The sequence below is a fragment of the Sphingobacteriaceae bacterium GW460-11-11-14-LB5 genome (assembly GCA_002151545.1).
Classification (GTDB): Bacteria; Bacteroidota; Bacteroidia; order Sphingobacteriales; family Sphingobacteriaceae; genus Pedobacter.
In genome coordinates, this window is the sequence record CP021237.1 from 5935756 (window position 1) to 5947705 (window position 11950).

An 11950-nucleotide genomic window follows, 5' to 3' on the forward strand; every position below is an offset into this window, starting at 1 on the left:
CTGGCCGTTTAATCGACTTTGGACTTCAGACTAATGACTTTGGACTATTCCCAACTTCATCAAATCTTCATCTTTCCTTTTCACCTTTGCGCTTTCTATTCTTCATTATATTCCGGCCTGAAATAGGGATTGTTAAGGAATTGTTTTCTTATTGTATTCAATTGATTTTCATATTGTTAACGTAGTGTTAAACTTAATTTAGTGTTAATATTTAATTAACATTAAGGCTGTTGTTTTGTACCAAAATAAAATAACAGAAAATGAAATCACGCATACTATTCCTGGTGAGTACCCTGATGCTCCTGTTCGCATTTGCTCAGGCACAGGTTACAACTTCTAGTATTAATGGAAAGATAAAAGATGAGAAGGGAACCATCCCAGGTGCAACCATCGTTATGGTGCATGTTCCGACAGGTACCGTATCTAAAGGTTTATCAAATGAGAATGGACTTTACCGTATCGGCAATTTAAACCCGGGCGGACCATACAAAATTACCGTAACCTTTGTTGGTTATAGTCCGGTAGTAAAAGAGAATATTTATTTAACCTTAGGTTCGGATGTAAGGTTCGATCTTGATCTTCATGAACAAGGTAATCAATTGGCCGAAGTAAGTGTGAAGGGACAAAAAGGTGGGACGAAAGCGGGTGCAGGCACCAGCATTGGTGAAGGGCAGATTAAAACCCTGCCAACCATGAACCGCAGTTTGCAGGATGTAACCCGGGTTACACCACAGGGAAGTAAGGATAACACTTTCGGTGGAACCAATTTTAGGTACAACAACGTAACCATCGATGGTGCAATTAATAACGATGCCATTGGTTTTAGTCCTTCCTTAGGTGGGCAAAGTGGTAGCTCGGGTATGCCTGGAAGCAGTACACGTACCAATCCGGTTTCATTGGATGCCATTCAGGATGTTACCGTTTTACTTTCTCCGTATGATGTTAAAGTGGGTAACTTTTTAGGGGGAAGCATTAACGCTGTTACGCGTGGTGGTACCAACGAGGTGGTAGGCTCGGTTTATGGCTATGGCCGTAACGCTTCCTTAATCGGTAGAAATAAAATCGGCGATAACAGTAAAGAGCCTTCTGCTTTTCACGATTACCAAACTGGTTTCCGTGTTGGTTTTCCGATTATAAAAGATAAATTGTTCTTCTTTACCAATGAAGAAATTACACGCCGCCAGGATCCGGTAATTTTAGGTGCAGGATCGTCTGATATGAAATTGCTTACCTTATCTGAGGCACAGCAAATCTCAGACCGTATGAAAAATGCTTATGGTATAGATGCTGGTTCGTTTGGTGATTACAATATCTATTCGCAATCGAATAAATTTTTCAACCGTTTAGACTGGAATATCAATGAAAACAACCAGTTAACCATCAGAAACAATACCATTATTTCGAAAGCCACAAATCTGGAAAGAGACCAGTCTAACTTCAGGTTTGGGGGGATCGATTTCAGACAGAATAATAATCAGACATCAACTGTTGCCGATCTGAAAACACGTTTTGGAAATTCGGCTACCAACAACTTAATTATCGGTTATTCTACGGTTCACGATTTCCGCGATCCGCTTTCTAATCCGGCTTTACCGCAGATCGAAATTGCTTCGAACGGTGGAACATTGTTTTTAGGTACCGATCGCGAGGCGAGTATTTTTAACATGAAACAGAATACTTTCGAATTTACCGATAACTATACCTTTAGCAAAGGCAACCATACTTTCACTTTCGGTACGCACAATGAGTTTTACAACATTAATTATGGTTTTGTTAACTCATGGAATGGCCGTGTAGCTTACAGCAGTATTGCCGATTTCCTGGCTAACCAGCCAAATAGGGTTCGTGCCAGTTATAACTATGATGATAATAGCCGGGATAACATTCTTGCTAATCCAACGGCGCAGTTTAATGTGAATATGTACAGTGTTTACGGTCAGGATGAAATTCGTGTGGGCGACCGTTTAAAATTAACACCGGGATTACGTTTCGATATGGCAAACCTGCCGGATATGCCCTCATTAAGCACAAAAACAACCAATTCTCCTGTTGATAAAAATTACGGAACTACTTATACCTATACTCAGCCATCATCAATTACCGGAAAGTTTTTGAACAAGATTCAGATCTCGCCACGTTTAGGCTTTAATTTTGACGCATTAGGCAACCAGCGTTTGATTGTTCGCGGTGGTACAGGTTTGTTTACCAGTCGCGTTCCTTTTGCATGGATTGGTTATGCCTACTACAATAATGGTGTAAACTACGGTGCTTTTGATAAGTCCTATGTTTATGTAAATACAGATCCTACAAAAATCGTAACGCCGGCTCCTGGTTCAGATCCGGTTAAAGATGCTTTAACGGGTAATGGCGAAGCAGGTTATGTAACCAAACAAGGTGTTAATGTTAAAGATGCAAACGGCGCTACCCAGGTAGATTTAGTTGACAACAACTTTAAAATGCCAAAAGCATGGAGGAGTAATTTAGCTTTCGATTATAAAACAGACGATCAGTGGAAATTTACCATTGAGGGAATTTTTAGCCAGGTAATTAAAGATGTACAGTTTCAGCAGATCAACTATGTTGATAATCCTACGTACATGGCTTATGATACCCAAAAACAACAGCCTATATATTCAGGTACCAAAATCAATCCGCTATACACCAATGCTTACCTGTTATCCAACACAGATAAAGGTTATAAATATAGCTTAACCGCTCAGGTGAGTAAATCGCTTCCTATAGGTTTAGATATGATGGTGGCTTATACCTATGGCAGATCGAAAGATATTGCCAATGGTATCCGTAATTCAATGGAATCTAACTGGCAATTGAATCAGGCCCTTAATCCGAACATGCCTGCATTAGCATATTCTAACTTCGATATTCGCAACAGGATTATCTCGACCATCAATTACAGGTTAGACTGGGCTAAAAATGGCAAATATGTGTCTAACTTCTCGTTATTTTTCAGTGGTCAGTCAGGTTCGCCATATTCACTGGGTTTAGTGAATACCCGCATTAACGGAACCGGCCAAACTGTAAGTTTATTGTATATCCCGGCGGTAGGCGAAACACAGAAATTCTTTGCCAATAACGCAACAGGAATTGCACAGGCTGCAGCATTTGATGATTATATCAATAACGATAAATACCTAAGTACCCGTCGTGGCGATTTTACCGAACGTAACGGTGCACGTACACCCTGGAATGTTCAGGCCGATTTTCGCTTCGCTCAGGATATCCAGGTGGCAAAAGGGAAACACCCGCATGTACTGACTTTAACTTATGATATTATTAACCTGACCAATTTGGTAAATAAAGACTGGGGTATTCAGTATTTTTCTCCCAATACCTATAACTCAATGGCCAGTGTAGGTATTAAGGTGTCTACTGCAGGTACACCAAGCACATATCCGGTGTATACCTTTGCACAGAAAGATGTCACTTCTTATTCAAAAGATTTCTTTGCCTCACGTTACCAGATGCAATTGGGATTGAGATATAGTTTCTAATCTTTTTTTAATACATAAAACGAAGCGGTCTGGCCAGTATGGTCAGGCCGTTTTTTTTGTGCGGCGTCACCCTGAATTTATTTCAGGGTCTTATTTGAAATAAAAAGATGCTGAACAAGTTCAGCATGATGTTAACTTTATAAGTAAAAAAAATGCCCATTAAACTTTTCTTTTACCCAAGCGTCAAAATAAAACACACAGTATAAAGCTTGATTTATTTTTTAATTTAAAAGGTTAGGTTATGAAAAGGATTGTAAATGCATTGCTCTTATTGGTTATGGCGGTTAATTTTAGTGCATGCGTGGTAAGCGCACGTGCACCAAGGGCACACTGGGTGCGCGGGCATTATAATGTTGGCCCTCATGGCGGTCGCTATTGGGTGCCAGGTCATTACCGTTAAATTTTTGCTATCGCCGCCACAAAAAAAGGCGGCGATTTGTTTTGATAACCGGTTTAAAAAAAATGTTAATACGTAACTTATGCGATTGTTGATTTAGATTGTAGGAATAAAATAATACATTAGCGTTATTAACACGATTTTAGCATATGCAAGAAGAAATTCTTTTACAGATTAGCCTTAAAATTAAAGAAAGACGTAAAGAGCTGGGTATTACCGTTCAGGAGCTTGCAGATAAAGCTGAGGTAAGCAAAGGCCTGATCTCTCAAATCGAAAATAGCCGGACTATTCCATCTTTAATGGTATTAATGGATATTATTAAAAGTTTGCAGATCGATCTGAACAGCTTTTTTAAGGACATTAATTTTCATAAAAAAGACGCCCCTGTTCTGGTGAAACGAAAAGATCAGTACCAGAAATTCGAAAAGGAGCAGGCCTTAGGTTTTAACTATTCGCGTATTTTAACCAAGAATATCAAATTTTCTACTGCCGATTTTGTGCTGCTCGAGCTCGAAGTAAATGCGCATCGGCCAATGGTGAAAACGGAAGCCTTCGAGTTTAAATACATGATAGAGGGTAAAGTAGAATATCAGTTTTCGAAAAAGAAAATTATACTCGAAAAAGGAGACTCCATGCTTTTCGATGGAAGGCTTTCACATACCCCCGTTAATGTTGGCGATGGTAAGGCGCTGATGCTGGTTATTTATTTCTTTGAGTAAATTAATAAACAAAGTTTATTAATACTTAACAAATCTTTATCTTCACGTTTATAAACCAATCTTAGATTTGGTAATAGAAAATTATGAGTATGATACCATCTCAATTTTTCAAACCACACAGGGTGTGAAAAATCTGATCGCTTCATAACCATTGAACTAAAATTATATACGAATGAAAAAGTTTTTGAAAAGTACTTTAGTGTTACTTTGTTTAGTTGTATTTGCGCAGGCGCAATCTAAAAAAATTAAACACGTGATCTTAATTGGTTGCGATGGTTTTGGCGGCTACGCTTTGCCGGAGGCGAATATGCCTAATCTTAAAGCGCTAATGGCTAATGGCTCGTGGACCACGCAGGCACGCTGTGTATTGCCATCATCCAGTGCGGTAAACTGGGCCTCTTTGTTAATGGGCGCCGGACCAACCGAACATGGATATACCGAATGGGACAGTAAGGTTCCCGAAATCCCATCTGTTACTAAAACATCTTATGGTTTGTTCCCGGGGATCTTTAGCGTAATCAGAGATCAAAAAAAACAGGCTAAAACCGCTATTGTGTATAGCTGGAGTGGTATTGGCTACTTATTTGAAAAAGAAGCAGTAAACATCATTGTTAGCGGAAATGATAAAGATGATTTTTGTACTGATACTACTGTTGCGATTATCAAAAAAGAAAAACCTTATTTTACCTTCCTGCATTTAGACGAACCAGATGGCACAGGACATTCAATTGGTCACCGTACGCCCGCTTATTATAAACAACTGGAGCTGGTGGATCAGCGGATTGGTAAAATTGTAAAAGCAGTTAACGATGCGGGCATAGCCGATGAAACCGTTATCCTGGTTACTGCCGATCATGGCGGTAAGGGTAAGGGTCATGGCGGTAAATCGCTTGATGAAGTGCAGATTCCATGGATTATCTCAGGGCCAGGTGTACGCAAAAACCACGAATTAAAAGATGTGATTATTACCTACGATACGGCAGCAACACTGGCCTGGTTAATGGGTTTGCAGCAACCGCAAAGTTGGAGAGGAAGACCAGTGTTAGAGGCTTTTACGAAATAAAATACAAGCCCTGTATGGTGAAAGCTTAACAATTTGATAATCTTGACTTTGTTTACAAATAATAAACAATGTTTACCATTGTGTTTTAAATGAAATGCATATTTCAATCAAATTAGTGGTGTTCGGTATGGCGGGCACAAAAATTAAAGACGGATATTGGATGGAGCTGGCCTTTCAGCAAGCCATGCCTGGTTTTAGTGCTGAGCGGAGTCGTATCGGTCAGGTAAACAGTGGTTTAAACAACATAAGTAGATACTAAGATGAGTTTACTCCATCTTGCCCGGAAAAAAGCACTTAACTGGCCTTATTGGTTAATTACCGTGCTTGGTGGTATAGCAGCATTTGGTTGTTATACCAGTATGTATGCCTTTCGCAAAGCTTTTGCCTCTGCTACTTTCGATCACCAGGAATTTTTGCATATCGATTATAAAGTTTGGCTGGTTATTGCGCAAATGGTAGGTTATACCTTAAGTAAGTTTTATGGTATCCGTTTTATTTCCGAATCGGGGAAAAGTAACCGGGCAAGGAGCATCATTTTTCTGATCCTCTTTTCCTGGCTGGCCTTACTCGGCTTTGCCCTGGTACCTGCACCCTACAATATTGTATTCCTTTTTCTTAATGGTTTCCCTTTGGGTATGATCTGGGGCTTGGTATTCAGTTATCTGGAAGGAAGAAAAACAACCGAATTTATGGGCGCATTAATGTCGATCAGTTTAATATTTGCCTCAGGTTTTGTTAAAACGGTAGCGCGTACACTGATGTCTTTTGCCTCGGTAAGCGATTATTGGATGCCTTTTCTTACCGGACTGGTTTTCCTGCTTCCGCTGTTCCTGTTTGTTTTTTGCCTGGAGGTTATTCCACCGCCTTCAAAAGAAGATCAGGAGTTGCGTACCAAACGGGTGCCCATGGATGCGAAACAGCGCAGAAAGTTTATCACTACATTTTTACCGGGCATTATCTTAACCATCATCATTTATGTGCTGCTTACCTGTATCCGCGATATGCGCGATAATTTCGAAGTAGAAATCTGGAACGGTCTGGGTATTCATAACAACCATATCTACACACAGATTGATACGCTGATTTCGGTGGTGGTATTGGTGATGATGGGGCTTTTGATCCTGATTAAAGATAACCTTAAAGCCTTCACCGTGATCCATATCATGATTATTTCAGGCTGTTTGCTGATCGGGGTGAGTACATTCTTTTTCGATAGAGGTTACATTGGGCCAGTGAGCTGGATGGCTTTACTGGGGATGGGCTTATACATGGCCTATATTCCGTATAATGCCATTTTCTTTGAACGAATGATTGCCAATTTTCACTATAAAAGCAATATCGGTTTTATTATGTATGTGGCCGATTCCATCGGTTACGTAGGTAGCTTTTCCATACTGCTTTTTCATGAGTTCGGCGAAACGAATACCAGCTGGATGTACTTTTTTAAACAGTGTTTGTTTGCCATACCATTAATTGGAGGAATATGTAGTGTGCTCTCATTGATTTATTTCAGAAGGAAAACAGTGGCTACAAATAAAAAAATGCCGACAGCGGAGCAGTTGGTTTTAGCAGGGAAATAAAGCTTAGATTGATCGTCATTTCGAGCGGAGTGTAACGCAGCCGAGAAATCTATATTAAAAAGATTCCCGCCTGCGCGGGAATGACGTGTAATTTTAAAGAATTGCGTAGTTAAAATAAATATTAAATAACATTGGTGCCTGGATAGATCAAAAACATTAGGCATCAGCAAAAAAATAAACAATGAACAAACATTTCGATCTTATTGTAATTGGTGGAGGGATTTTAGGAACATTCCATGCTTACCATGCATTACTTTCGGGCAAATCGGTTTTGCAGCTCGAAAAAGACAATTTCCCGGTAGGCGCAACCGTGCGCAATTTTGGTCAGGTGGTGCCCTCGGGTATGGAAGCCGAATGGTTCGAATACGGTGTTGCGGGATTAGATATTTATAAATCTATCCAGCAAGAATTTGATATTTCTGTGCAGCAAAATGGTAGTGTGTACATTGCATCAGATAACGATGAGCAGACTTTGATCCACGAGCTGAAGGCACATTACGATACCATTGGTTATGAAACTGAATTGCTTAGTCAGGACGCGGTTTTAAAAAAATATCCTGCTATTAAATCTTCTTACGCCAAAGAAGCCATCTTTTTTCCGCAGGAAATTAGTGTAGCGCCAGATCAGATGATCCACCGTTTACACGAATATATGCAGAATAAGTTTGCACAATACACCCTTAAATATAATAGTCCGGTTACCGCTTGCGAAAGTAAAGGTGCTGGTGTGGAGGTTGGTTTAAGAAACAATGCCGAACGCTTTACGGCAGAAAAAGCCATTATCTGTAACGGTTACGAATTTAAATTACTTTATCCCGAACTGTTTAGCGAAAGCGGTATTGTGGTTAGTAAACTGCAAATGATGCGCAGTATTCCTATGCCAGAGGTAGCTTTAGCAGGGAATATTTTAACGGGCTTAACCACCAGGCGTTATGAGAGTTTTGAGCACTATTGCCCTTCTTTTAAAAGCATTAAAACGCCGGAGCATTACGAAGAACTGAAAAAATGGGGCATTCATATCCTGTTTAAGAAAGCTGCGGATAATACGATCATTATTGGCGATTCGCATGTGTATGCCGATGTAAATCATTTCGACGATCTTGGCTTCGATTTAAGCCATCACATTAATGAGCTGATGCTGGAAGAAGCAGCCCGTATTGTCGATTTCGATGTCCGCAAACTGCAAAGTACCTGGGCCGGATTTTATCCGCAGCACGCCACAAAACATATTGTAACATACGATCTGGATGATCGCATCCACATCCGTACAGCTATTGGTGGCAAAGGAATGACGGCCAGTGCAGGCTATGCTGCAGAAAGTATTAAGAAAATATTTAGTTAACAAATACTAAACAAAAACTAAGGTTTTTGTTAACTGAAAGTTGGCATTACGCTAACATGCACATCTTATCATTGCATCTATAAAACCTAAAAAATTATAGATAAATGAAACATCTCTACAAGATGAAGATGTGCATGATAGTTTTGCTGCTATTATGCCTCACGCCTTATTTTACATGGGCGCAAACAAAAATTGCTGGTCTGGTTAAAGACGATGCACAACAGCCAATCCCTGGCGTTAGTGTACTGGTAAAAGGCACTAAAAGAGCGACCTCTACCGATTTATCAGGTCGCTTTAGCCTCGATGCCAAAACAGGTGAAACACTTGTTTTGAGTTCAATCGGATTTCTTCCTCAGGAAGTTCAGGTTACTGCGGCAAACCTGACCATAACTTTAAAAACAGACTCGAAAAACTTAAACGAAGTGGTGGTTACCGCCCTTGGTATCCGTAAAGAAAAAAGAAACCTGGGTTATGCCATTCAGGAAGTAAAAGGTGCCGATCTGGTAAAAGCCAGGGAAGCGAATCCGGTAAACGGATTGGTGGGAAAAGTAGCCGGTTTAACTGTAGGAGTATCTTCAGAGCTTTTGGGCCGCTCATCGCTTTACCTTCGTGGTAACGATGTTAATTTAGTCGTGGTAGATGGGGTGCCGATCAATTCAGATACCTGGAACATCAATCCCGATGATATTGACACTTACACCGTGCTTAAAGGCCCGGCAGCAGCAGCATTATATGGTTATCAGGCTTATAATGGTGCATTATTAATCACCACCAAAAGAGGTAAGTTAAGTGATAAAGGTTTTACAGTTGAACTAAACTCAAGCACGCAGTTTAACAAAGGTTTTATCGCTTTACCAAAAAGCCAGGACGAGTACGGGCCAGGTGAGCACAGTGCCTATGCCTTTGGCGATGGAAAAGGTGGTGGCTTAAACGATGGCGATTACGATATCTGGGGTCCAAAATTCGAAGGGCAATTAATCCCGCAGTACGATAGTCCGGTGGTAAACGGCGTGCGCCAGGGTACGCCATGGGTGGCCCGCGGAAAAGATAACTTAAAGCGTTTCATCCAAACCGGATTACTTTCTGCAAACAATATTGCTTTATCTTCTGCAACGGATAAGTATAATTTAAGGGTTTCTATTTCCAATAATTACCAGAAAGGAATTATACCGAATACACAATTAAATATCAATAATTTTAATGTAAGTGGTTCTTATAACATCAGCCCGAAATTAAGGGCCGAAGCCTATATCAATTACAGTCGTCAGTTTTCTGATAACATACCGGATGTAAACTATGGCCCGAACAGTGTAATTTATAACATGACGCTTTGGGGCGGTGCCGACTGGAATATCGACGACATGAAAAACTACTGGCAGCCAGGCAAAGAAGGCATTCAGTCTATCTATGCAGAATACCAGCGTTACCATAATCCTTATTTTATGTCGTACGAATGGTTGCGCGGACATAAAAAGAACGATATTAACGGTTATGCTTCATTAAACTATAATGTAAGCAAAGGGCTGGACGTTTTGTTAAAAACACAAATTTCGACCTACGATCAGTTAAGAACCGAGAAAATGCCATTTTCTGCCCACCCGTACGGACGTGAAGAAGGTTTAGGTGATTACAGGGAAGACCGCCGCAGCATGTTCGAGAACAATACCCAGCTGATTTTGAAATACAACAAAAACGTTGGCGATATATTGGAGATCAGCGCTTTTGGTGGCGGTAATGCCCGTAACTTCAGCTACAATTCGAGTTTTACCACGACCGATTATTTAAATGTTCCGAATGTATATAACTTTTCGAACTCTAAAAATCCGGTAAAAGCTTTCGATTTCAATTCTCAAATGTTGGTGCTAAGTGCCTTTTATTCGGTTGATTTAAGCTTTAAAAAATACCTGAATATCAATACCACAGGTCGTGTAGATAAAAACTCTGCACTTGCTCCGGGCAACAATGCTGCATTCTATCCTTCGGTTTCGTTAAGTTCGGTAATTTCCGATTATGTAAAAATGCCTGCTTTTATTTCATTTGCAAAAGTAAGGGCATCGTATGCAAACGTTAAAGATCCGGGTTTGGGTACGCAGGAATTTATTGGGGCGACGCCATTACAAACTTATCCGCTCGGTTATGGTGCAGAATACACTTCGTCATATGGTGGTCCTGGATATGGCCTTTCTTCTCCATATAGCATCAGACCAACCTATAATAATCAAACAGGCGCCTATTATACCAATAACCTGATCGATCTGAATGCAGTAAAAGCGCAGAGCAGAACCAATTACGAAGGGGGTATCGACCTGAAATTTCTTAAAAACAGGTTAGGTTTCGAAGCCACTTATTTCAGGTATATCGATGGACCGAAAATTATCAGACAAAATATCTCAGCAGCTACAGGTTACCAGACCAATACCATTAACGGCCGTAAAACGCAAAACAGTGGTGTGGAGTTAAGTTTGTCGGGCGCACCAATTCTGACCGATAAATTTGGCTGGGACGTAATGATCAACTGGTCGACCTACAAACAAATTTACAAAGAACTTGCCCCTGGCGAAACATCGGTTGATCAGTTCTTTAAAACCGGCGACCGTATCGATAATATCTATGGTTCTGTTTTAGCTAAAACACCAGGCGGACAGGTAATCCATACTTCAAGCGGAACACCAATCTCATTGCCGGTGAATCAATTGTTAGGGCACGCCGATCCAAACTGGGTATGGAGTATTGGTAATAAATTCAGGTATGAGAATTTCTCTTTCAGCTTCCAGTTAGATGGTAAAGTGGGTGGGGTAATGCAAGATTACGTGAGGTTAAAATCGTTTCAGGGCGGTCGTCAGATCGAAACCATTCAGGGTAAAATGGGTGAGGCCAGATACCAGGATTACCTGCGTGTAAACGATCCAGCTTACAAAGGTACCTGGGTAGGCGATGGGGTGGTTATTGCCAATGGCGGTAAACTTAACTTCGATCCGGTTACAGGTGTAATTACCAACTACGGCGACCTGTCTTTTACACCAAACACCACACCTCAGTTATTACAAGATTATCTGGGTGTTTTTTATGGTGCCAAAGAAAATACCATGATGAGCCGTACCTACGCCAAATTACGCGAAGTAACCTTTGGTTACCAGTTACCTAAAAAGTTATTGGAGCGCACATTTATCAAATCGGCCAATATTTCGGTAGTAGGACGTAACCTGTTGTACTTTATCAATTCTACCTATAATGATGTGGATGTAGATCAGTATTCGGGTAGAGAAGGTACCTCTACGTTACAAACACCAACTACACGAAGTGTAGGCTTTAACCTTAATATTACTTTTTAATCGCT

Annotated in this window: 6 protein-coding genes; all 6 read left to right on the top strand. The window is 40.5% G+C overall.

Annotated features, from left to right (window positions below; genetic code table 11):
* The first annotated feature begins 260 nt into the window (after positions 1-260).
* The 6 genes from CA265_24390 (at position 261) to CA265_24415 (ending at position 11945) form a co-directional block, all read left to right on the top strand.
* Positions 261-3512, top strand: coding sequence for a TonB-dependent receptor (locus tag CA265_24390; GenBank protein ID ARS42631.1), 3252 nt, complete (start codon positions 261-263; stop codon positions 3510-3512).
* Between the two features lie 546 nt (positions 3513-4058).
* Positions 4059-4628, top strand: a complete 570-nt coding sequence (locus tag CA265_24395; GenBank protein ID ARS42632.1) for an XRE family transcriptional regulator — start codon at positions 4059-4061, stop codon at positions 4626-4628.
* 172 nt (positions 4629-4800) lie between these two features.
* Positions 4801-5691: an alkaline phosphatase gene (locus CA265_24400; GenBank protein ARS42633.1), complete on the top strand. Its 891-nt coding sequence runs from the start codon at positions 4801-4803 to the stop codon at positions 5689-5691.
* Positions 5692-5951: 260 nt separating this feature from the next.
* Positions 5952-7271, top strand: a complete 1320-nt coding sequence (locus CA265_24405) for a hypothetical protein (protein ARS42634.1) — start codon at positions 5952-5954, stop codon at positions 7269-7271.
* A 181-nt stretch (positions 7272-7452) separates the two neighbouring features.
* Positions 7453-8613 (top strand): FAD-dependent oxidoreductase, encoded by a 1161-nt coding sequence (locus CA265_24410; protein ID ARS42635.1) that lies wholly within the window; start codon positions 7453-7455, stop codon positions 8611-8613.
* Between the two features lie 104 nt (positions 8614-8717).
* Positions 8718-11945, top strand: coding sequence for a SusC/RagA family TonB-linked outer membrane protein (locus CA265_24415; protein ID ARS42636.1), 3228 nt, complete (start codon positions 8718-8720; stop codon positions 11943-11945).
* Positions 11946-11950: the final 5 nt, after the last annotated feature.

Excerpts from the sequence above, each read along its gene's own strand:
- CA265_24390 (ARS42631.1), top strand. The coding sequence starts at position 261 with ATGAAATCACGCATACTATTCCTGGTGAGTACCCTGATGCTCCTGTTC.
- CA265_24395 (ARS42632.1), top strand. The coding sequence starts at position 4,059 with ATGCAAGAAGAAATTCTTTTACAGATTAGCCTTAAAATTAAAGAAAGA.
- CA265_24400 (ARS42633.1), top strand. The coding sequence starts at position 4,801 with ATGAAAAAGTTTTTGAAAAGTACTTTAGTGTTACTTTGTTTAGTTGTA.
- CA265_24415 (ARS42636.1), top strand. The coding sequence starts at position 8,718 with ATGAAACATCTCTACAAGATGAAGATGTGCATGATAGTTTTGCTGCTA.
- CA265_24410 (ARS42635.1), top strand. The coding sequence starts at position 7,453 with ATGAACAAACATTTCGATCTTATTGTAATTGGTGGAGGGATTTTAGGA.
- CA265_24405 (ARS42634.1), top strand. The coding sequence starts at position 5,952 with ATGAGTTTACTCCATCTTGCCCGGAAAAAAGCACTTAACTGGCCTTAT.